This window comes from Microbispora rosea (assembly GCF_044460045.1).
GTDB classification, from domain to species: domain Bacteria; phylum Actinomycetota; class Actinomycetes; order Streptosporangiales; family Streptosporangiaceae; genus Microbispora; species Microbispora rosea.
Genome location: NZ_JBITJO010000005.1, coordinates 580,433 through 601,020, shown reverse-complemented (window position 1 = coordinate 601,020; position 20,588 = coordinate 580,433). Strand labels below are relative to the sequence as shown.

Genomic DNA, 20,588 nt, shown 5'->3' with positions numbered 1-20,588 from the left:
GGGAGCGCCCCGGCCGCAAGCGTTTCTCAGTTCACCTCGACGCTCTCCAGTACGCCGAGAGCGTCGGGGACCAGGACGGCCGCCGAGTAGTAGGTGGTGACCAGGTAGGAGATGATCGCCTTGTCGTCGACGCCCATGAAGCGCACCGACAGGCCGGGCTCGTACTCGTCCGTCAGCCCGGTGCGGCGCAGGCCGACGACCCCCTGTTTGTCGGCCCCGGTGCGCATCACCATGATCGAGCTGAGCCCGCCCTCGCTGATCGGGATCTTGTCGCAGGGCAGGATCGGCACCCCGCGCCACGCCATGACCGTCGCCCCGTTCACCTCGGTGACGTCCGGATACAGCCCGCGCCGGGTGCACTGCCGTCCGAAGGCGGCTATGGCCCGGGGATGGGCGAGGAAGTAGTGCGAACTGCGCCGGCGGGCGAGCAGCTCGTCGAGGTCGTCGGGGGTGGGCGGGCCGGAACGGGTGTGGATGCGGTGCTTGAGGTCGGCGTTGTGCAGCAGGCCGAAGTCGCGGTTGTTGACCAGCTCGTGCTCCTGACGCTCCCGCAACGCCTCGATCGTCAGCCGCAACTGCTGCTCGGTCTGGTTCATCGGCTCGTTGTACAGATCCGCCACCCGCGAGTGCACCCGCAAAATCGTCTGCGCCACACTCAGCTCGTACTCACGCGGCCCCAGCTCGTAGTCCACGAACGTCCCCGGCAGCGTCGCCTCACCCACATGCCCCGCCGCCAGAGCGATCTCCGCCTCCCCATACCGGTTCACCGGCCGTGCGGCGGGAGGACGGGCGAGATGTTCGCGCAGGCCGCCCGAGAGCGCGGTCAGGTTGTCCAGCGCCGACCGGTCGAGGACGAGGAGAATGCAGGAGGTGAGGGCCCTGGCGGGCGCGGCCGCCGCGCCGATCAGGTCTCCCAGGTGGTCGCCGTCGGCCAGGACCTGGAGCAGGGCCTCGCCGCCGTACGGTCCGGGGCCGACGCGTGCGATCTTGCCGTGGGCGACGAGCACGACCTGTCCCGGCGGCACCGGCTCGCCCGGGCCAAGGTCGTGCTGGACGAACCGGTCCGCCAGCGCCCCGAGGATGTCGAGGTCGCCGTAGCCGTGCAGGGACGGCAGTTCGCCCAGCTCGGCCGGGATGACCCGCACCCGCGCCCCGGTGGAGACGAAGCTCACCCGCCCGTCCCCCACCGTGCAGGTGAGCCGGCGGTTGACCCGGTAGACGCCGCCCTGGACCTCGGTCCACGGGAGCACCCGCAGCAGGTGCCGAGGGGTGATCTCCAGCATCTGCGGCGGCGTCTTGGTGGTGGTCGCCAGGTTGCGCGCGGCGGCCGTGCTCAGGGTCAGGCGCGACGCGGTCATAGCGCCCCCGCCGGAAGCGGATGAGCAGGCGCCGCGAGGTCAGACCGCGTGAGAGCGGGCGCCGTCACGGACGACGCCGTGACCGACGGCGCCCCGTGAGCCGACGGCGCCGCGAGCGCCGGCGCCCTGTGTGCCTGCGGCGCCAGGGAGAGGATGCGTGCGGTGGCCGTGCCGAGGCCCGTCGGGCCCTGGGACCACCGGGCCGCCGGCCCCCTGCGCAGCTCCTCCTCGAAGTAGCGCCGGGACCGCCGGTGCCAGCGCAGGATCGCCGCCATCCAGTTGCGCAGGTCGGACACGTATCCCCCGACCGACTCCCGCACGGTCTCCCCCGCCTCGATGCGGTCGAGCAGGGCGGGCAGGTCGACGGTGGTGATGTGCTCGAACTGTCTCATCCGGCTGGTCATCAGCGCGTCCACCACGGTCACCGCCTCGTCGGGCGCGTGGTCGAGGAAGGTGCCGAGCACCACGACGGCGTTGTGCAGCTCCCCCTCGAACTGGACCTCCTTCCGGTAGGAGAACAGGTCGTTCAGCAGGCACGCGTAGTCCTGCGCGGCGTCGGTCATGCCGAGGAACTCGCGGGTCCGGTGGATCTCAGTGGGGATGACCCGGCCCGGCGCCAGCCTGGCCAGGCTCATCGTCATCTGCGAGCCGAACGTCCTGCGCCGCATCTCGATGTAGTCGACCGGATCGGGCACGCGGTGCTGGGCCTGGTTGGCCAGCTCCCACACCCAGCTGTCGATCATCTCCTCGACGGCGACGCGGAAGGCCCTGCGGGAGCCCTCGGGCAGCGGCCCTGCCGTGCGCGGCCACAGGTCGGCCAGCCCGCGTTCCAGCCCCGTCATCGGAGCCAGGCGCGGGACGAGGTCCAGCGGCATGAACTCCTTGAGCCGCCGGTTGCCGAGCTTCGCGCCCACCAGGTCGCGCGCCGCCCCGTAGACCCGGGGATAGTAGTCGTCGCCGTACGTCCCCCAGGCCAGCCAGTTGGTGGCCAGGACCAGTTCGTCGGCCGTGGCGTCCGGGTTGATGCCGGACGCGCACAGGGCGAGGTCGAAGCCGACGAGTTGCGGCTCGCTCCACACGGCGGTCGCCGGGATGCCGGGGACCCCGTCGAAGAAGCCCATGGCGGCGCACCATTCGACGTCCGCCGCGCGCGCCGCGTCCAGGTGCGGGTTGTCGCGCACCTCGAACGGCATGTACGGCTCCGGCAGCCGCACCGCCGCCTCCGAGAAGGGCCGGTGGGTGTGGTTGCGCAGGCCGCCCGCGCCCGTGACGTGGGCGCGGGCCACGTTCATCCCGAGGAACCCGCTTCCTCCTGCCGTCTTGGTGTATCGGCTGGAGGCGGTGTGCCAGGCGTGTCCTCCCGCCTGCCAGTCCTGCAGTCCCTTGACGTAGCTCAGGACCAGCGCCTGCTCGGGCGGCAGGACCCCTTCGTCGGCGAACAGCGCCGGCAGCTCGGTCAGCGCGGCGTGCTCGAACTGGTGCAGCCGGGAGGTGAGCAGGTCGTTGGTGATCTCCACGGCCCGAGCGGTCTCGCAGCCGAAGAAACGCTCGCAGACCAGGACGCAGTTGGACAGCTCACCCTCCTTCAGCACCTCGCGCTCATAGGAGAACAGGTCGTTGCGCAGGTGCACGGCGTCGGCGAACGACTCCGTCAGCACCCGGATCGGCCGGGACTCCGCCAGCCGGGCCGGCAACTCCGCGCCGGCCGCGTGCTCCACCAGCGCGGCCGACCACGGGGCGCCGCCGACCTTCCTGCGTTCCTCGATGTACTCGATCGGGTTGGAGACGGCCTCGCGCTCGATGTGGAACAGCTCCCACATCGACTCCTGCAGCAGGTCGCGGGTGACCCGGACGAACCGGCGCCGCCACGCCTGCGACATGGCGGGCACGGTCCGGGGCCACAGGTCGGCCAGGCCCCGCTCCACGGGGTTGGCCGGCTCGGGCGGGTCGTCCGTCATGAACGCGTCGAGCCGGTCCAGGTAGTCCTGGGCGCCGTCCAGGTCCCTGCTGCGTTTGAACGTCTCCAGGAAGTGGTCGTCGAAGTAGAAGACCCACACGTACCAGTCCGTGACCAGGTCCAGTTCGGGGGCGGAGCAGTCGGGATGGGTGTAGGCGCACATCAGGCCGTAGTCCATCGCTTCGAGCGACTCCTCGGTCCAGATGTCCGGGTCGTCGAGCATGCCCATGTCCGCCGCCCACCCCCGCGTGTGCGCCCGGGCGGTCTCCACATGCGGGTTCAGCCGGGGCGGATACGGGAGGTAGAAGTCCGGCAGCCGGTAGGAGGACATCAGAGGACCTCGACGCTCTCCAGGATGGCGAGGGCGTCGGGCACCAGGACGGCCGCCGAGTAGTAGGTGGTGACCAGGTAGGAGATGATCGCCTTGTCGTCGATGCCCATGAAGCGCACCGACAGGCCGGGCTCGTACTCGTCCACCAGCCCGGTGCGGCGCAGGCCGACCACGCCCTGGTCCTTCTCCCCCAGGCGCATGACCATGATCGAGCTGATGCCCTTGTCGTTGACCGGGATCTTGCTGCACGGCAGCATCGGCACCCCGCGCCAGGCCGGCGCCTTCTGGCCGTTGAACTCCACCGTCTGCGGGTAGATGCCCCGGGCGTTGCACTGGCGGGCGAAGGCCGCGATCGCCTTGGGGTGGGCGAACATGACGTTCGGGTTCTTCCAGACCGTGGCGAGCAGCTCGTCGAGGTCGTCGGGGGTGGGCGGGCCGGAACGGGTGTGGATGCGGTGCTTGAGGTCGGCGTTGTGCAGCAGGCCGAAGTCGCGGTTGTTGACCAGCTCGTGCTCCTGACGCTCCCGCAACGCCTCGATCGTCAGCCGCAACTGCTGCTCGGTCTGGTTCATCGGCTCGTTGTACAGATCCGCCACCCGCGAGTGCACCCGCAAAATCGTCTGCGCCACACTCAGCTCGTACTCACGCGGCCCCAGCTCGTAGTCCACGAACGTCCCCGGCAGCGTCGCCTCACCCACATGCCCCGCCGCCAGAGCGATCTCCGCCTCCCCATACCGGTTCACCGGCCGGTCCGGGTCCTCCCGGTAGGCCTGCACGTGCTCACGCAGGCCGTCCGACAGGGTGAGCAGCCGTTCGAACTCCTCCCGGCCGAGCGCGAGCACGGTGCACGGCGTCACGGTCTTGACCGTCCACTCCCACCGCGCGTCCGCGTTCACCAGCATCTGCTCGCCGACGTACTCGCCGTCGGCCAGCACCCCGAGGCGCGTCTCGTTGCCGTACGCCCCCTCGCCGAGCCTGTCGACCTTGCCGTGGGCGAGGAGCACGACCTCGTCCATCGGGGTGCCGGCCCGCGCGATGACCTGGCCGGCCTCGTACTCCCGCTGGATGAACAGGTCGGCCATGGCGGCGAGCACGTCGGCGTCGCCGAAGCCGTGCAGGGCGGGAAGCTCGCACAGCTCGGCGGAGATGACCCGCACGTCCGCCCCGGTCGAGACGAACGTCACCCGCCCGTCGGCCATCTGGTAGGTCAGCCGCCGGTTGACCCGGTAGGCGCCGCCCACCGCCTCGACCCAGGGCAGCACGCGCAGCAGATGCCGGGAGGTGATCTCCTGCATCTGCGGCGGCGTCTTGGTCGTGGTGGCCAGGTTGCGCGCGGCCCTGGTGCTGAGGCTCAACCGGTTGTCGGTCGGCATGGTGTTTTCGGTCACAGCACATCACCCCATCTGTGATCGGCACGGCGGCCGGTTGTTCGGTGACTGGACACGCTCGTCGCCGAGCGGCGGAGGGGGGAGCAGAGATCAGGGTCCTGCCGGCCTGGGCAGGGCCACACCGCATCGCCGGCCGCCCGTACGGCCGCGCGGAGGCGGCCGGAGCGGTTCCGGCGGCGGGAGTCAAGAAAGAGGCGGTCTGCCGGTCGCGCGCCTCACCGGACGCGACGGGTCAGCCGCTCGGTGAGCACCGTGAGCGCCTGCGCCGCCTCCGGCGCGATCGCGCAGTGGCGCAGCGCGTCGAGCGCCTGCCCGGCCCGCAGGGCGATGAGGTCCTCGACCTCGCCGAGGGCGCCGGTGTCCACGATGATCCGCCGGAGCTCGGCCGCCCGGCGTTCGTCCAGGTCGGGGCTGCCGTGCCAGGTCCGCAGCAGGTCCCGTTCCGGCCCTCGCGCCCGCGCGTACGCGTACGCCATGAGCACGGTCCGCTTCCCCTCGCGCAGGTCGTCGAGGACCGGCTTGCCGGTGACGGCGGGGTCGCCGAAGACGCCGAGGACGTCGTCGCGCAGCTGGAACGCCTCTCCGAGCGGCAGGCCGAACCGGGAGTACGCCTCCAGCAGGGCGGGCGGGGCTCCGGCGAGGGCCGCACCGATCTGCAGCGGGCGCTCCACGGTGTAGCGGGCCGTCTTGTAGCGAATGACCGTCAGGGCCTGTTCGACGTCCGCGTCGGCGCGGGCGTGCGCCAGGATGTCGAGGTACTGCCCGGTGACGACCTCCGTGCGCATCCGGTTGAACAGCTCGCGCGCCGCCCGCCCCCGCACATCGCCGGCGGCGGCGTCCGCGAGCAGTTCGTCCGCCCACGCCTGCGCGAGCACGCCGAGCAGGATGGCCGCGGACTGGCCGAAGGCCTCCGCCCCCTCCCACCGCGGAGTCCCGGCGAGCCCCCTGTGGATGGTCGGGCGCCCGCGGCGCAGCTCGCTGCCGTCCATGACGTCGTCGTGGATGAGCAGACCGGCGTGATAGAGCTCCAGCGCCGCGCCGGTGATGACGGCCCGGTCCTCGTGCGGCTCATCGCCGCCCGCGCCCCGCCAGCCCCAGTAGCACAGCAGCGGCCTGATGCGCTTGCCGCCCTCGACCACGAACTCGCGCAGCAGCCGGTAGCCCTCGGCGACGTCCGGATCGCCGACCGGGGGACGCCGGGCGTCGAGGAAACCGGCCAGCAGCTCGTCGACCCGTCCCCGGACGGCGCTCGTGACGGCGGCGACGCCGCCGGTGTCACCGACGCCGGTGATCCCTTTGACAGACGTGTCCACGGTGTCCGCGGTCATGCACGGCCTCCTCGCTCGGCGAGCCGGTATCCCTTGCGGAAAGTTACTTAATGAACACGCAAAGTAGAACCGGTCGTTCCGATAGTCGGAACTTCCCGCCGAGCCGTGCCGTGCTGCTTGCCGGCCCTGCCGGCCGTGCCGCTCAGCCGGCCCGGCCGGCCGTTGCGCTCAGTCGGCCCGACCGAATTGGGCGATCGCGGTCGCGAGCAGGGCGAGCCCGAGGACGGCGAGGACGGCCACCTCGACGGCGATGGGCACGTGCCACCCGCCCCACGTCAGCCCCGGCGCGAGCCGGGCCCGTACGGCGGGCGTCAGGTCCAGGTGCGCGAAGACGAGCCGCCTGATGGGGTCCACGGCGTACGAGAGGGGGTCGATCCGGTTGAGCGCGGTCAGCCACACGGGCAGGTTCGAGGCGGGGAACATCGCGCCCGACATGAAGTACAACGGCATGATCAGCAACTGGTTGAGCGCCATGAACGACTGCATCTGCTTGACCCGCACCGACATCGCGACCCCGAAGGCCGTGATGGTGAAGGCCAGCAGCACCTGGATGCCGAACACGCCGAGCATCAGCCCCGGCGCGTACGGCACGCCCACGGGACCCGCGATGCAGATGACGACGAGGCCCTGGAAGGCCGCGACGGTGGCCCCGCCCAGGCATTTGCCGAGGACGATGGACCCCCGGGACACCGGCGCGACCAGCATCTCGCGCAGGAAGCCGAACTCCCGGTCCCAGACGATCGAGGCGGCCGAGGACATCGCGGTGAACAGGACGGCCATGGCGAGGATGCCCGGATAGAGGAAGGTCCGCAGGCCGAGCCCGCCGGTGCCGCCCGAGGTGAGCTGGGACAGGCCGGTGCCGAGGACGAACAGGAACAGGAACGGCTGCACGAGAGAGGTGAGGATGCGCAGCGGGCCGTTGAAGAAGCGGATGATCTCGCGCTGCCAGACCACCTTGACGGCGCGCAGCTCGCTCATCGCGCTGCGCCCCGGCACCCGGACCGCCGTGATGGGCAGCGTCATCGCCGGCCTCCTCGCGCCGCGGCGAGCGCGGCCGGGCCGCGCGCGCCGCCGGACGACTCCGCGTCGCGGATCGACCGGCCGGTGTAGGACATGAAGACGTCGTCCAGGCTGGGCCTGGCCACGCTGACGGACCGGATCGACAGCCCCGAGCGGGAGAACAGCTCCGGCACGAACCGCTCCCCCTCCTCCACCTGGAACACGACGACGTCGCGGGACGCGACGGCCTTGATGCCGAACCGCTCGTCCAGGACGGCGACGGCCGCCGCGCCGTCGTCGGTCTGGATCTGGACGCGGTCCTTGCCGACGCCGGCCTTCAGCGCGGTGGGGGTGTCGAGCGCGATGATCCGGCCGCCGTCCATGATGGCGATGCGGTCGCAGTGCTCGGCCTCGTCCATGTAGTGCGTGGTCAGGAAGACCGTGATGTCCTCGGCCTCCTTCAACTCCCGGATGTAGGACCAGATGGAGCTCCTGGTCTGCGGGTCCAGGCCGACGGTGGGCTCGTCGAGGAACAGCACCCGCGGCGAGTGCAGCAGGCCGCGGGCGATCTCCAGTCGCCGCCTCATGCCGCCCGAGAACGTCGCGACCTTGGCCGCGCGCCTGTCCCACAGCCCCACCATCTCGAGCACTCCGCGCAGCCGCGGACCGACGTCCGCGCGAGGCACGCCGTACAGCTCGGCGTGGAAACGCAGGTTGCGCTCCGCCGTCAGATAGCCGTCGAGCGTCGGGTCCTGGAACACCAGCCCGATGGAACGCCGCACGCTGTCGCGTTCGTGCACCACGTCGTAGCCCGCCACGCGCGCCGCGCCGGCCGTGGGCGTGGTCAGGGTGCAGAGCATGCTGATCGTCGTGGACTTCCCGGCGCCGTTCGGGCCGAGGAAGCCGAAGATCTCCCCTCTGTGCACGGTCAGGTCGATGCCGCGTACGGCCTCGACGTCGCCGTAATGCTTGGCCAGGCCGGTGGTTTCCACCGCCGGATGCGTCATCCCGCCTCCCCATCAATTACACTTGGTGTAACAGTACACCAGGTGTAACCAAGGAAGGCCGATACGCTGTGCCCATGAGAGCGGGCGGACTGCGGGAGCTGAAGAAGAACCAGACCCGGCAGCTCATCGCCGACACCGCGAACGCGCTCTTCCGGGCCCGGGGGTTCGACGAGGTCACCGTGGACGAGATCGCGGCGGCCGCGCAGGTGTCGAAGAAGACGGTGTTCAACCACTTCCCGACCAAGGAGGACCTGGTCTTCTACCGGGCCGAGGACCGGGAGGCCATGTCGCTGGCGGCGGTCACCGACCGCCCGGCCGGGTTCTCCATCCTCGACTCCTTCCGCGCGATGTGCCTGGCGCAGACCAGGTTCATCCCGGGCATGCGGCGCGACCTCGTCCATCCGCGCAGCTTCTTCGACCTCGTCAGCGGCAACCCCTCCTTGGAGCGGAAGATGCACGAGGTCAACGAGCGGATCACCCGGGTGCTCGCCGACGCGCTGGCGGCCGAGGCGGGCGCGGAGCCCGGCGACCCGCTGCCCCGCATCGTCGCCTCGACGCTGGTCGGCGCGCAGCGGGCGCTCTACCGGCGGCTGCGGCAGCGGGTCCGCGAGGGCGGGCCCGACGAGGAGATCGGGCGCGCCCACCGCGCGGACGTCGAACGGGTCTTCGGCCTGCTCGGCAAGGGCCTCGGCGGCTACCCGCAGGCCTGACCGCTATTCGGCCACCGCGACCCTGGCCTCCTGGCCGTCCACGGTCGCGGCGCGCTCGCGCCGCCAGGGGCCGTGGAACAGGAGGACGGCGGGCGCGAACAGCGCCAGGCACACCAGCGAGACCACCAGCCAGGTCTGCCAGCTCGTGGCCTCGACCACGTGCGGGATGACCAGCAGGCCGACCACGGCGATCGCCTTGGTGAGGAAGCCGAACAGGCCCCATGCCGTACCCTGCAGCCGGGGGTCGACGTCCTCGGCGTCCTCGGAGTAGTTGGCCATCCAGGGGGCGTACGCCACGCCGAGCGAGCCGCCGAGCAGCGCGCCGACGATCATGAGCATGCCGCTGGACACGCCTTCGCCGCCGAGGATGTACGCCAGGTAGGCGGTGACCAGCACGGCCGCGACGGTGCCGACGAGCGTGATCGGCTTGCGCAGCTGGGTGCGGTCGGAGACGCGGCCGGCGACGATCAGCGTGATCAGGTTGAGGCTCCAGAAGCACGCCATGATCGTGGACGCCTCGGCGGCCGTGATGCCCAGGGCGCCGACCAGCATGGTCTGCCCGAAGAGCGTGAGCGTGATGTAGAGCACCAGCCACAGCGAGATGCCGACCACGTGGGCCCAGATGTTGGGCCGCACGAACAGCGAGGAGACCCTGGCCGGCCTGGTCAGGTCGACGACGTCGGCGGCCTTGCGCTCGGTGTGCTGGATCTGCGCGCGCAGCTCGGGCGACAGGTCGGCGATGTTGAAGGCGATGACGATCGAGATGACCAGCGAGAAGCAGCCCATGATGACGAACTGCGACCGCCAGGAGTCGTCGAAGATCGGCAGTGTCCAACCCGCGACGGCGGCGGCGAGGAAGTTGGCCCCCACCGGGCCCCAGGTCCAGAAGCCGAACGCCTGGGCCCTGCCGAGGCGCGGCGAGAAGTCGCGGACCAGCGGCGCGGTGCTCGCCATCGCCACTCCGTCGACGAAGGCCAGCACGATCCTGGCGATCAGCAGGTCCCTTGAGCTGTGGACGAGCGTCATGGCGAAGCAGCACACGGCGGTCAGCAGCATCAGCGGGACCAGCAGGCGCACCCTGCCGATCCGGTCGGTGAGCCTGCCGCCGAGCGCCGACGCGACGGCCCCCGCGACCGCCGCCGCCCCGGACACCGCACCGTACGTCGCGAGGGAGATGTCGAGGTCCTTCAGGAGCAGCGGGACCACGGGGGCGATCTGCGCCTCATAGGAGCCGATGAGGACGGCCAGCACGGCCATCGTGAGGATCTTCATGCGACGCGCACCCGTGGGGTACTCGTCGAGCTCGCGTACGTAGGACAGGCCCATAGACACGCCTTTCTCGTCGTCCCCCGTCCCAGCGATGAGTTCTAGAAGCAAGCTCTAGAATTCATTTCCACGAATGCTGCGCCTCCTCACGCCCAGAGTCAAGGGGCTGTGAGCATGTGTTTCTTCGGCACGGAATGACTAGAATGAGATTCTAGGATTTCGATCGAAGGAGGACGAGGTGGACATCGCCGAGGAGCTGGCCGGGCTGGACGCGGCCTTCGACCACACGGCCGTCGCCGCGCCGCGCATCCGGGACCTGCTGCCGATCTACCGCGACCTACTGGGAGGCGTCTACCTCGGCGGTGGCGACAACGTGGTGAACGGCTACCGGACGCTCCAGCTCAGCTACGCCAACGGGAGCAAGATCGAGCTGATGGAGCCGCTGGCCGGGTCCTCGTTCTTCGACAGCTTCTTCGACCTCACGCGCGGCAGAGGCGGGGTCCACCACCTCAACTTCCATGTCACCGACATCGAGGCCGCCGTGGCGGCGCTGCGCGAGCGCGGATATCGGCTGTTCGGCCTCAACCTCGCCGAACCCCGCTGGCGCGAGGTCTTCCTCCACCCGAAGGAGGCGCACGGGGTCCTGGTCCAGCTCGCCCAGCCGGGGCCGCGCGCTCCCGAGCCGGTGCCGTCCCTCGACGATCTGCTGGCCGGTCGAGGCCGGCGCGGCAACGGCGTCCCGAGCCCGTGACAACGGACCCTCGCCATCTCTAGATTGGAGTTCTAGAATTCGACTCTAAGACTTACTCCGCCTCGGAGGAGAACGATGACCGCATCGCACAAACCCGTCCCGAAGCCGACGCCGGAGACCCAGCCGTTCTGGGACGGCACGGCGGAGGGACTCCTGCGGATCCAGCGCTGCAGCGCCTGTTCGCGGCACTACTTCTATCCACGGCCCGCCTGCCCGCACTGCGGCTCGGACGACGTCATATGGGTGACCTCCGGCGGCAGGGCGACCCTCTACTCGTACGTGATCAGCCATCGCCCGGCTCCCGGCTTCGAGCAGGAGGGGCCGTACGCGATCGCGGTCGTGGAGCTGGAGGAGGGCGTGCGCATGATGACGAACATCGTGGGCGTCGAGATCACGCCGGAGAACCTACCCCTGGACATGGAGCTGCGCGTGGTGTTCGAGCAGCGCGGCGACGTGCACGTTCCCCTCTTCGAGCCCGCTGGGGGTCCCAACCGATGAACATCGTCATCGCGGGCGCGGCCGAGACCGACGAGCTCGGCAAGCTGCCCCACATGTCCACCGCGCAGCTCCACCTCCAGGCCGCGCGCAACGCGCTCGCCGACGCGGGGATGACCAAGGACGACATCGACGGCGTCGCCACCGTCGGCGTGCCCGGCCCGATCCAGATCGCCCACGCGCTCGGGATCGCTCCGGCCTGGCTCGACGGCACCGGGGTGGGCGGCTCGTCCTTCCTCTTCCACGTGCGGCACGCCGCGGCGGCCATCCGGGCCGGGATGTGCACCACCGTGCTCATCACGCACGGCGAGTCCGGGCGGTCGCGGGTCGGCGCGCCCCGGCCGGCCCTCGGCCCCGACTCGCTGATCGGCCAGTTCGAGCTGCCGTACGGCGTGCTCGGCCCGCCCACCATGTTCACGCTGACGGCACTGCGCTACATGAAGGAGACCGGGCTCACGCACGAGCAGCTCGCGGAGGTCGCCGTCGCGCAGCGCCGATGGGCGCACCGCAACCCCCGGGCCATGTACCAGGACCTGATCACCGTCGAGGACGTGCTCGCGTCCCGGATGGTCGCCTACCCCTTCCACCTGCTGGAGTGCTGCCTCGTCACCGACGGAGGCGGCGCGCTGATCGTGACGACCGAGGAGCGCGCCCGCAGGTCGCCGGTCCACCTGCTCGGCTCCGGCGAGTCGGCCGAGTCGCCGATCATCTCCCAGATGGAGGACTTCACCACCTCGGCCGCCTTCCGGCGCTCCGGCGAGGCCGCCTTCGCCGAGGCGGGCATCTCGCACGACGACGTGGACCACCTGATGATCTACGACGCCTTCGCGCACGTGCCCATCTACGGGCTGGAGGACCTCGGCTTCGTCAAGCGCGGCGAGGCAGGGCCGTTCATCGCGGAGGGCCACACCTCCCCCGGCGGCCGCCTGCCGCTCAACACCAACGGCGGCGGGCTCTCCTACACCCACACCGGCATGTACGGGATGTTCGCCATCCAGGAGTCCGTACGGCAACTGCGCGGCGAGGCCGCCGCCCAGGTGCCCGACGTCGAAGTCAGCGTCGTCCTCGGCAACGGCGGCATGTTCGCCTCCGCCGCCACGCTCGTCCTGGCCGGCCACCGCCCCTGACCCCGCCCGGCCCTGTCGGCCCTCCTCCGCTGCCGGAGGGCCGACGGCGGCGTACGCCGCTGTAATGGCCGACGCTCGCCCGGCGACTACATGTCGGGGCGTTGACGTCCAGCCGGCCGAACCTTCCGGGGAGCCCGGAAGGCACAGGAGCAGCAGATGAGCATTCAGCGGCGGCTCGAAGATTTCCTCGATGCGATCGATGACATTCTCGGAGAAGAAGAGATTCCTCCGGACAGAGCGCTCCGGCCGAGACTCCGGCGGCTCCTGGAGAGGGAGCTGATCCAGGAGGAAATCCGAAACTCGATGGCAGACGTGGGCACCGAGGAAGATCAGCTGTTCGAGATCGCCTCCGGCATGCTCGAGCAGATTCCATGTGAAGCCCCGGACGAGTACGACCGGTTTTGCAGAGCACTCGGTGACTATCAAGCGGCTCTCAGCACCGCCAGGCGGGACGCCGCGGACGACATGTGGAACCGCGTTCTGCCCCGGGTGGCCGCGTATGGAGGCATCGCGGGTAGCGCGATTCTGCTGATCGGCCTGCTGGCAGGCGGCCTGTTCGACGTCCTCGGCGAACTCCGGTTCGTCGGCGGCCTGATGCTGCTGGCCGCCGCACTCGCCGCGGTTCATCTGCGCGTACGCAAGACGATGGCCGGGCAGCGATTCCTGTTCGTCGTCACCGGCAAGTGGCATCGCAAGGTCTACATCTCGGAACGGGAAGCGCTTCTGTCCACCATCGTCGAGCGCGACCTGGTCGTTCCCACTCTCCGTCTGGCGTTGAACCAGGCGCGCGAAGACAGGCTGAGCCGGCGTTTCGCCGTCAAGGCCAGTCCCGGCCTCGGGGATCTGCACAGCACGCTGTATTACGTCCCGACGCCCGTCGAACGGGAAGTGGGCGAGCTCATCCGCCAGCTCACCGGCGGAAGCATCGGCCTAGCCGGTCCGCGCGGGTCGGGGAAGTCGTCGTTGCTGCGGCTCTACTGCGCCCCTCGAAGGAACGCCTCCTCCGCGGACGTCTGCTGCCTGGTGTCGGCGCCCGTTGACTACCTGGCTCGCGATTTCGTGCTTCACGTGTTCGCGGCACTATGCCGGTCCGTCGTCGTCAAGGTCAAGCGGAGACGGCGAGGCGCAGGCTCGCTTTCACTGGGGTATCTGATCGGGCTGTTCGTGGTGAGCATCCCTGTGAACGCGATATTCGGCGGCATGGTCTGGTTCGGGCTGCACAATTATTCCGGATCGCCTCCGCTACAGGGGCTGTCGGCCATGGCGATAGTCGCCGGGGGCTCCGCTCTGCTGTTCTTCTACGTCACCTGCGGGCTCGATTTCTTGGCCCGGTGGTGGAGGCTCCGCGCGGACCGCCGGTTGCGGAGGGCCGCGCTACGCAATCTCGCCCGGATCAGATATCTCCAGACGCACACCGAATCCTGGTCCGGGACCCTGAAGGCGAGCCTCGGGACGAAGCTGGGCCTGGGTCTCGACGGGCAGAGATCGCGCGGCGTCTCCCGGGCGGAGCAACCCCCGGGATATCCCGAGATCGTTCGCCTGTTCCGCGTGTTCGCGAGCATGACGTCCGCACACGCACGGGAGCAGGGAGGCCGTGTCTTGATCGGCATAGACGAACTCGACAAGATCGCCTCCGCCGGTCAGGGGGAGAAGTTCCTCAACGAGATCAAAAGCATCTTCGGGGTTCCCGGGGTTTACTTCCTCATAACCGTGTCCGATGACGCGTTGACGGCGTTCGAACGCAGGGGCATACGTCTTCGCGACGCTTTCGACAGCTCTTTCGACGAGATTCTGCGAGTGGAGCTGCTCAGCTATCGGGAGTCACGGCGCATGCTCTACAGGCGGGTGATCGGTCTGTCGGAGCCGTACGTGGCGCTGTGCCATGCACTCTCCGGCGGGTTGGCCCGCGACCTTATTCGTTCGGCTCGGCACGTCATCCGATCGGCCACGGAACGCGGGAAGCCCGACGAGTTCGATTCGATCGTGAGGCACATGGTCAGAGACGACGTCCGGCGGAAAACGGGAGTATTGAGCCAGATCGAGGCGATCAGGAACGACACTGCGCTGCTTCACGTGCTCCACAGGGTCAAGGTCGGATATTACGCCGAGAAGGAGCTGTCCGACCTGCTCCATGACGTCCGGGCCGCACCGCCCAAAAATCAGCGGAAGCCCGATTCGGAAGCGGATCTCCTGCGCCGAGAATTGATCGCCTTCTTGTATCTGTCGATGACGTTGGAAGACGTGTTCAACGAGCACCTTGACGAGGACCGGGTGAGATCCGCCGCTGACGACTCACACGGGCAGTGCCTGTTCGACAGGCTGGCGTCCGCTCGCTCGGCCCTCGGCACGAACACGGAGTTGGCGTGGAGACTGACGAGTGAAGCGCGCTCGGCCTGGGGTCTGGACAGCTGGGACAACGAGGCCGGAGGGAATGCCCACCGACCCCGTGGCGGCCCCTTCGGAGTGCAGCCGTCTCCGACTCCCTGACAGCTCCGTCGGCGGCGCTTCGGCACGTCAGACCGTAGGCTTGGCTCCGTCGAGTGGACAGTGACGAGGAGACGCTGGATGACAGCTCTGCCGGATGACAGTTGGCTTCTCAGCATTCGCCCTCAACCCGACCGCGTCACCGCGGAGGAGTACGACGCGCTCCCCGAGGAGATCGCCAAGGCCATCGAGATCGTCGACGGCTACGTGGTCTACTGCGCGGCTCCCACGCCTGATCACCAGACCGCCGGCAGGCGACTGGCGAACCTGCTGGAGCGACATGCCCGCGCCGCCATGGGCAAGGGGCATGAGTGCCTCACCGTCAACAACGACGTGGATCTGCGGCTGAGGGACGTGCCGTTGCTCAACCGCAGGCCCGACGTCGCGCTCTACCGGTGCCTCGACCGAGAGCGGGGCGAGCGTCTGCGCGCCGAGCACGCGCTGCTTGTCGTGGAGATCGTGTCTCCGGGATCGGAGACCCAGGACACGACCGACAAGCTCGGCGAGTATGCCAAGGCCGGCATCCCGCACTACTGGATCGTCCGTATCGACGGCACCGGCGTATCCGCGATCGAACGCTATCGGCTGGACCGGGCGGCGATGCTCTACAAGCACATCGGCACCCTCATGAAGGACGAGCCCGGGGAGGCTCCCGTCGTGAGCAACCCGATCCCCCTCACCGTCGACTGGGCCGAACTACAGTTCTGAACCCGTTCGGCGGCATGCTCATACGGGGAGGGCGTCTCCGGGGAAGCCGTGGCACGGGTGAACCTCGCAGCGCATCATCCCGGCTCGAACGCAGGGGTCCCCGGCCATGATCTCCGCGGCTTCCTCGGCCGGCACGGTCATGATTGCGACGCCGGCCACGACGTCGGAGGCGACCGGGCACAGGATCGCGATCACCCCCTCGGCGCGCAGCGACACCATACGCCGCTGATGTTCGAGCTCGATCGCGTCAGCGCCGTCCATGGTCCGCTCCGGCCCCCCACGAAAGGAGCGCCAGGCTGTAGGGCTTCGCGGTCGCGGCCAGAACCCGGATCTGTTCGTCGGTCACGCTCGTGCTCATGACGTCTCCCTACTTCTCGATGCGCTCGGCCAGCGAGACGATGATTCCTTCGGGCCCGCGGACGTAGGCCATCCGCCACACGCCTTCGTATTCGCCGACGCCTCCCACCAGGCCGTAGCCGCCGGCGGCGGCGTGCTCGACCGCGGCGTGAAGGTCGTGCACCTCGAAGGCGACGTTGCGCAGGCCCAGCTCGTTGGCCGGCGCGGCAGCCGAACCCGGGAGGTGGTCCGGCCGCGTGAAGCTCGACAGCTCCAGCGTCGTGCCTCCGCCGGGCGCTCGCAGCATGACGATCTCGGTGCGGGCGCCGGTCATGCCGATCACCGTGTCCAGGAACTCGCCTTCGACGGCCATCTTCGGATCGGCCTCCAGACCGAGGCCGACGAAGAACGCCTCCCGTCCTCTACCGTCACCATGCCTGCGGCCAGATCGCCCACGTCGACCCACGCTGCAGCCACTGCGGAGAGCCGATGCACGCCGACCTCCTCCCCGGCCCGGGTTCGGCCTGACGGCCAAAGGCCGCTTCGATGGGGAACGGCGCCGCCTCAGTAAGGCCCGTAGGTCACCGCGCAGGGGACGCCGTTGAGCGTGAAGCCGGTGGGGTGTTCGTCGGCCCCGTTTGCGTTGAAGCCGATCCAGAAGCTCGTGCCGGGATCAATGCTCTGCTGCCAGATCGGACTGGCGGCCTGGACGCTCGGCGGGGTCTCGGAGAAGGTGGCGTTCCACCCTTGCATCAGGGTCTGGCTTCCGGGGAAGACGAACTGCAGGATCCAGGGGCTGAACACCCGGGTCCCGGTGTTGGTGATCGTCACTCTGGTAGTGAAACCGGTGGTCCACCCCAGGCTGGCGTAGGTCACCGCGCAGTCGTAACCGGCCGGCACATCCGCGGGCGCCGCCCGGGCGGGCGCCGTGAACGACGCGGCCAGGAGAAGCCCGGCAATACCGATCCCCGACGAAGCCCGCAGAAAACGCATCGATCCCCCTCAGGACGGCGTCCCATGAAACCGATTTCGATGTGATCGTGAGCCACTCGAAATGCGCTGTCAAACAATTACCGGGACATATTTCGCGGCGCGTCGGCCCTGTCACACGTACGTTCGCCGCTTCGGCTGACCGAGCTGGGAGTTTCACCGCCGGCCACATACCGGTCACTTGACGGAGGCTGCCGGAACGGCCCTACTCGGCGTCGCTAATCGCGCTTTTCAGGCGCGCAGGAATGGTGGTGTGGCGACCGGTTCGGTAGCGGCCCGGGGTCGTTCCGATGATGTCGGTGAACGCCGCGATGAAGCCGCTCGGGTTGGCCCATCCACAGGCGTAGGCGGTCTGGGTGGTGTCGTGGCCGTCGGCGAGGAGCACGAGCGCGTGGTGGATGCGCAGCTGCGTGCGCCACTCGTAGAAGGTCATGCCGAGTTCCTTGCGGAACAGGCGGCTGAGAGTGCGGGTGCTGGCTCCGATCGTCTTCCCGAGCTCGGCCAGCGAGGCGTTGTCCGCCGGATTCTCATGCAGCATCCGGGCGATGGCCTGCAGCCGGTCGTCCCGTGGCTCCGGCAGGTGCAGCGGCTGTTCGGGTGCCTCGCGCAGGTCGTCGACGAGGACGCGAAGAAGGCGAAGGCGCGCGGAGCGGCTGTAGGCGGGCGCGTCGTCGTCGTAGTTGCGGGGGCCGGTCAGGGCGAGCAGGACCTCTCGGGCGAGATCGGAGGCCAGGAACACGACGGGACGCTCTGGTATGAACCGGGCGAGGGACGGCGCGAGAAAGACGATCCGCATGTCGGTGTCGCCGTGGGCGCGGTGGTAGTGCGTGAACCCGGCCGGGGTCCAGGCGACCCGGTTCGCGGGAACGATCGAGGTGCCGCGCTCGGTGTGGACTGCCAAGACGCCGCTGGCCGCGTACACCAGGTGTCCCCGCGTGTGCGACTGCACTGCGCTGACTTCACCGGACGGCCAGAGGTGTCGCCCGCCGGACGGCCACAGATGTGACGTCACACCGGCCGTCGGGCGAGGTTGGCGGCGAACGGGCATCGATTGGCATCCTATCGGTGGCCGGCCACACCGCGATCTCGTGACACTTCCTCCATGCGGACGTGGTTCCCGGTCGTGCGGAGCAGCCTGGCCGAACCACCTGGCATCGGGGCAGCGTGCCTCGATGCCGCCGCTTGCGAGAGAAGGAGAAACGCATGGCGACGTTCGTTCTTGTGCCCGGCGGTTGGAAGGGCTCCTGGGCGTATGAGGCGGTGGTTCCGCTGCTGGAGGGCGCCGGTCATACGGTTCACGCCCTGACCCTGACCGGTCTGCGGCCGGACGACGACAACGCGACGGTCGCGACTGCCAACCTCGACACGCACGCCGACGACGTGTTGCGGCTCCTCGATCGTGCCCACATCACCAGCGCGACGCTTGTCGGCCACAGCTACGCCGGGATGGTGATCGCCGCCGCCGCCGATCGCGCCGACGGGCGGATCTCACGGCTGGTGCATCTCGACGCCTTCGTCCCGCGCGATGGCGAGTCGTGGTGGTCGTCGGCGAACGAGTACTTCCGGGATGTGATCGCGGCCGGCGCCGCGGGCACGGGCTACGCCGTGCGTCCGCCGGACGGCGGCGATCCCCGCCGCCGTCCTCATCCCCTCGCCTCGTTCCTGCAGGCGATCCGGCTCACCGGCGCGCACGCCCAGGTGCCCCGCCGGGAGTTCGTCTACTGCTCGGGATGGGAAGACCGGACGCCGTTCGCCGAACTCCGCACCCGGCTCCACGCCGATCCCGGATGGCAGGTCCACGACCTCCCGACCGGCCACGACGCGATGCACGAGGCCCCGGAGGCGGTCGCCGCACTGCTGCTCGGCGACCGCACCGCGGATGCATCACCCAACAGTTAGGGCTTCACCACGGCTCGCCGTGATCGGCGCGCTGGGCGCCGCCGCGATCGGATGCTCGGGCGGCGGCGTGGACGCACGCGACTCCCCCGCCTCCACGGCGGGCACACCGGCGGCGGTCACCCGGCCCGAGGTGGTTCCGTCTCTGTCCGGCGGGACCTGGACGGAGACCAGAACGGCCGGAGCCGGCGCGGTGATGGAGAGCGTCGCCGCGACCGGGCACGACGAGGCCTGGGCCGTGGGCAGCCCCGGCGAGAACAGACGGAGCGGCCCGATCCTGCGCTGGGACGGCCGCGCCTGGCAGTCCGTGGCACTGCCGCCGGGCCTGCGCCATCCCCGAGTGGTGTCCGGGACGTCCCCCGGCAACGTATGGATCTTCGACATGGACGCGAACGCGTGGCAGTGGGACGGCCGGCGGTGGTCGGCCCGGGGACGACCGCCCTGGAAGCTGCCGGTCCTCCTGGCGGACGCCGTGGTCACCGGGCCCGAGGAGGTGTGGGTCGCCGGAGGTCAGGACGAGGGCGCCGCCGGAGATCCGCGCCGGCGGCCGCGGCTCGCCCGCTGGTCCCCCTCCGACTGGTCCGACGCATCGTCCTCTCGATCCGCCTGGCCGGGCATCCGTCACTTGGGGGCCGGCGTCTCCGGGGGCCTCTGGGCGCTGACCGGTGACGGGGACAGCGGACCCACCGTGGAGCGCTGGGACGGACGCCGCTGGACGATCGTGTCCGCACCCCCTGGCCCGCGTGAAGCCTCGGCGAGATCACCGGCCGAGCCCGCAGCGCAATCCCCCGCGTCAGCCGGGCGCGGGCCGGCGACCTCGCGGACTCGCGGCCAACGCCTCTTCCACGCCCGGCGTCACCACCGCGCGGAACGCCGCGTCCATCTCGGCGGGGGTGGCGGTCAGTTCGCCGTCGGCCCACTTGCGCAGCAGCGCCATGAACGCCCCGACGACGCAGGTGATCATCAGATCGAGCGAAGCCGGCGGTGTGCTTCCCGAGGGGAGGCCCGCCAGCAGTTCGTCACGGACGACCGCGGCCATGATCTGCTCTCCGCGCGCCATCACGACGCCGCCCCCGCGCCGTCCGAGCAGTGCTCGCACCAGTCGGCGCTGCTCCTGAAGGTGCTCGAACATCGGCAGGCTGAAGGCGAACAACACGCCCGGCCGGGACGCGGGAGCAAGATGGAGGAGGTCGGATAGTTCGTCCAGGTTGCTGAACAGCACATCCTGTTTGTCGGTGAAGTGTGCGTAGAAGGTCGAGCGGCCGACGTTGGCGCGGTTTATCAGGTCCGTGACCGTCACCGTCTCGTAGCCCTTCTCCAGGATCAGCTCTGTCAACGCCTGCTGAACGGCCCGACGGGTGCGCCGCACGCGTCGGTCGGAGCTCTCCCGCCGCGGGCTTCCGGACACCTTTTCCTTCCCTGTCCCGTACGGCACAGCCTGCCGGATCTGCTTGTTG

20 protein-coding genes are annotated in these 20,588 nt (G+C 69.7%); 7 read left to right on the top strand and 13 right to left on the bottom strand.

The window, feature by feature from the left end:
- Nucleotides 1-26 precede the first annotated feature (26 nt).
- The 6 genes from ACIBK1_RS24745 to ACIBK1_RS24720 form a co-directional block, all read right to left on the bottom strand.
- Nucleotides 27-1,358 (bottom strand): family 2B encapsulin nanocompartment shell protein, encoded by a 1,332-nt coding sequence (locus tag ACIBK1_RS24745; RefSeq protein WP_396737975.1) that lies wholly within the window; start codon nt 1,356-1,358, stop codon nt 27-29.
- A complete protein-coding gene (locus ACIBK1_RS24740; protein WP_396737972.1) occupies nt 1,355-3,646 on the bottom strand; it encodes a terpene synthase family protein in 2,292 nt (763 codons plus the stop codon). The genes ACIBK1_RS24745 and ACIBK1_RS24740 overlap by 4 nt, the downstream gene beginning before the upstream one ends.
- Complete coding sequence (locus tag ACIBK1_RS24735) at nt 3,646-5,019, bottom strand: family 2B encapsulin nanocompartment shell protein (protein ID WP_357319741.1); 1,374 nt, start codon at nt 5,017-5,019, stop codon at nt 3,646-3,648. The genes ACIBK1_RS24740 and ACIBK1_RS24735 overlap by 1 nt, the downstream gene beginning before the upstream one ends.
- 230 nt (nt 5,020-5,249) lie before the next feature.
- Entirely contained in the window at nt 5,250-6,362 is a 1,113-nt protein-coding gene (locus tag ACIBK1_RS24730; RefSeq protein ID WP_081903983.1) for a polyprenyl synthetase family protein, read from the bottom strand.
- A gap of 168 nt (nt 6,363-6,530) precedes the next feature.
- Nucleotides 6,531-7,385, bottom strand: coding sequence for an ABC transporter permease (locus ACIBK1_RS24725; RefSeq protein WP_030511821.1), 855 nt, complete (start codon nt 7,383-7,385; stop codon nt 6,531-6,533).
- The gene (locus ACIBK1_RS24720; protein ID WP_030511820.1) at nt 7,382-8,368 is read right to left on the bottom strand and encodes a daunorubicin resistance protein DrrA family ABC transporter ATP-binding protein; all 987 of its coding nucleotides are present in this window, start codon (nt 8,366-8,368) and stop codon (nt 7,382-7,384) included. The genes ACIBK1_RS24725 and ACIBK1_RS24720 overlap by 4 nt, the downstream gene beginning before the upstream one ends.
- A 74-nt stretch (nt 8,369-8,442) precedes the next feature.
- Between ACIBK1_RS24720 and ACIBK1_RS24715 the strand changes: the two genes are divergently transcribed.
- A complete protein-coding gene (locus ACIBK1_RS24715) occupies nt 8,443-9,078 on the top strand; it encodes a TetR/AcrR family transcriptional regulator (RefSeq protein WP_030511819.1) in 636 nt (211 codons plus the stop codon).
- 3 nt (nt 9,079-9,081) lie between these two features.
- Here ACIBK1_RS24715 and ACIBK1_RS24710 read toward each other — a convergent pair whose 3' ends face one another.
- Nucleotides 9,082-10,404, bottom strand: coding sequence for an MFS transporter (locus tag ACIBK1_RS24710; protein ID WP_396737968.1), 1,323 nt, complete (start codon nt 10,402-10,404; stop codon nt 9,082-9,084).
- 178 nt (nt 10,405-10,582) lie between these two features.
- On the opposite strand from ACIBK1_RS24710, the gene ACIBK1_RS24705 reads away from it, so the two are divergent.
- The 5 genes from ACIBK1_RS24705 (at nt 10,583) to ACIBK1_RS24685 (ending at nt 15,909) form a co-directional block, all read left to right on the top strand.
- On the top strand, nt 10,583-11,095 hold the full coding sequence (locus tag ACIBK1_RS24705) for a VOC family protein (RefSeq protein WP_051762634.1): 513 nt from the start codon (nt 10,583-10,585) through the stop codon (nt 11,093-11,095).
- Between the two features lie 75 nt (nt 11,096-11,170).
- Nucleotides 11,171-11,593: a Zn-ribbon domain-containing OB-fold protein gene (locus ACIBK1_RS24700; RefSeq protein WP_030511816.1), complete on the top strand. Its 423-nt coding sequence runs from the start codon at nt 11,171-11,173 to the stop codon at nt 11,591-11,593.
- Nucleotides 11,590-12,717, top strand: a complete 1,128-nt coding sequence (locus tag ACIBK1_RS24695; protein WP_030511815.1) for a thiolase C-terminal domain-containing protein — start codon at nt 11,590-11,592, stop codon at nt 12,715-12,717. The genes ACIBK1_RS24700 and ACIBK1_RS24695 overlap by 4 nt, the downstream gene beginning before the upstream one ends.
- A 156-nt stretch (nt 12,718-12,873) precedes the next feature.
- Complete coding sequence (locus tag ACIBK1_RS24690; RefSeq protein WP_396737964.1) at nt 12,874-15,204, top strand: hypothetical protein; 2,331 nt, start codon at nt 12,874-12,876, stop codon at nt 15,202-15,204.
- Between the two features lie 78 nt (nt 15,205-15,282).
- A complete protein-coding gene (locus ACIBK1_RS24685; RefSeq protein WP_030511813.1) occupies nt 15,283-15,909 on the top strand; it encodes a Uma2 family endonuclease in 627 nt (208 codons plus the stop codon).
- Between the two features lie 18 nt (nt 15,910-15,927).
- On the opposite strand, the gene ACIBK1_RS24680 is transcribed toward ACIBK1_RS24685, so the two are convergent.
- From ACIBK1_RS24680 to ACIBK1_RS24665, 4 genes are all read right to left on the bottom strand, one after another.
- Nucleotides 15,928-16,170 carry a YciI family protein gene (locus ACIBK1_RS24680; protein ID WP_030511812.1) on the bottom strand — a complete coding sequence of 81 codons (243 nt, stop codon included), beginning with the start codon at nt 16,168-16,170 and terminating at the stop codon, nt 15,928-15,930.
- Nucleotides 16,171-16,276: 106 nt separating this feature from the next.
- Nucleotides 16,277-16,618, bottom strand: a complete 342-nt coding sequence (locus ACIBK1_RS24675; protein WP_396737960.1) for a VOC family protein — start codon at nt 16,616-16,618, stop codon at nt 16,277-16,279.
- Between the two features lie 191 nt (nt 16,619-16,809).
- Entirely contained in the window at nt 16,810-17,238 is a 429-nt protein-coding gene (locus ACIBK1_RS24670; protein ID WP_030511810.1) for a cellulose binding domain-containing protein, read from the bottom strand.
- 202 nt (nt 17,239-17,440) lie between these two features.
- The gene (locus tag ACIBK1_RS24665) at nt 17,441-18,184 is read right to left on the bottom strand and encodes an AraC family transcriptional regulator (protein ID WP_396737957.1); all 744 of its coding nucleotides are present in this window, start codon (nt 18,182-18,184) and stop codon (nt 17,441-17,443) included.
- A 254-nt stretch (nt 18,185-18,438) separates the two neighbouring features.
- On the opposite strand from ACIBK1_RS24665, the gene ACIBK1_RS24660 reads away from it, so the two are divergent.
- Nucleotides 18,439-19,134 (top strand): alpha/beta fold hydrolase, encoded by a 696-nt coding sequence (locus tag ACIBK1_RS24660; RefSeq protein WP_396737954.1) that lies wholly within the window; start codon nt 18,439-18,441, stop codon nt 19,132-19,134.
- Here the strand turns inward: ACIBK1_RS24660 and ACIBK1_RS24655 are convergent.
- Complete coding sequence (locus ACIBK1_RS24655) at nt 19,120-19,611, bottom strand: hypothetical protein (RefSeq protein WP_396737951.1); 492 nt, start codon at nt 19,609-19,611, stop codon at nt 19,120-19,122. The genes ACIBK1_RS24660 and ACIBK1_RS24655 overlap by 15 nt on opposite strands.
- Before the next feature lie 313 nt (nt 19,612-19,924).
- The gene (locus ACIBK1_RS24650) at nt 19,925-20,500 is read right to left on the bottom strand and encodes a TetR/AcrR family transcriptional regulator (RefSeq protein WP_051762632.1); all 576 of its coding nucleotides are present in this window, start codon (nt 20,498-20,500) and stop codon (nt 19,925-19,927) included.
- Nucleotides 20,501-20,588 lie beyond the last annotated feature (88 nt).

Coding starts and splice junctions, on each gene's coding strand:
- ACIBK1_RS24745 (WP_396737975.1), bottom strand. CDS start 1,358: ATGACCGCGTCGCGCCTGACCCTGAGCACGGCCGCCGCGCGCAACCTG.
- ACIBK1_RS24740 (WP_396737972.1), bottom strand. CDS start 3,646: ATGTCCTCCTACCGGCTGCCGGACTTCTACCTCCCGTATCCGCCCCGG.
- ACIBK1_RS24735 (WP_357319741.1), bottom strand. CDS start 5,019: ATGCCGACCGACAACCGGTTGAGCCTCAGCACCAGGGCCGCGCGCAAC.
- ACIBK1_RS24730 (WP_081903983.1), bottom strand. CDS start 6,362: ATGACCGCGGACACCGTGGACACGTCTGTCAAAGGGATCACCGGCGTC.
- ACIBK1_RS24725 (WP_030511821.1), bottom strand. CDS start 7,385: ATGACGCTGCCCATCACGGCGGTCCGGGTGCCGGGGCGCAGCGCGATG.
- ACIBK1_RS24720 (WP_030511820.1), bottom strand. CDS start 8,368: ATGACGCATCCGGCGGTGGAAACCACCGGCCTGGCCAAGCATTACGGC.
- ACIBK1_RS24715 (WP_030511819.1), top strand. CDS start 8,443: ATGAGAGCGGGCGGACTGCGGGAGCTGAAGAAGAACCAGACCCGGCAG.
- ACIBK1_RS24710 (WP_396737968.1), bottom strand. CDS start 10,404: ATGGGCCTGTCCTACGTACGCGAGCTCGACGAGTACCCCACGGGTGCG.
- ACIBK1_RS24700 (WP_030511816.1), top strand. CDS start 11,171: ATGACCGCATCGCACAAACCCGTCCCGAAGCCGACGCCGGAGACCCAG.
- ACIBK1_RS24695 (WP_030511815.1), top strand. CDS start 11,590: ATGAACATCGTCATCGCGGGCGCGGCCGAGACCGACGAGCTCGGCAAG.
- ACIBK1_RS24690 (WP_396737964.1), top strand. CDS start 12,874: ATGAGCATTCAGCGGCGGCTCGAAGATTTCCTCGATGCGATCGATGAC.
- ACIBK1_RS24685 (WP_030511813.1), top strand. CDS start 15,283: ATGACAGCTCTGCCGGATGACAGTTGGCTTCTCAGCATTCGCCCTCAA.
- ACIBK1_RS24680 (WP_030511812.1), bottom strand. CDS start 16,170: ATGGACGGCGCTGACGCGATCGAGCTCGAACATCAGCGGCGTATGGTG.
- ACIBK1_RS24675 (WP_396737960.1), bottom strand. CDS start 16,618: ATGGCCGTCGAAGGCGAGTTCCTGGACACGGTGATCGGCATGACCGGC.
- ACIBK1_RS24670 (WP_030511810.1), bottom strand. CDS start 17,238: ATGCGTTTTCTGCGGGCTTCGTCGGGGATCGGTATTGCCGGGCTTCTC.
- ACIBK1_RS24660 (WP_396737954.1), top strand. CDS start 18,439: ATGGCGACGTTCGTTCTTGTGCCCGGCGGTTGGAAGGGCTCCTGGGCG.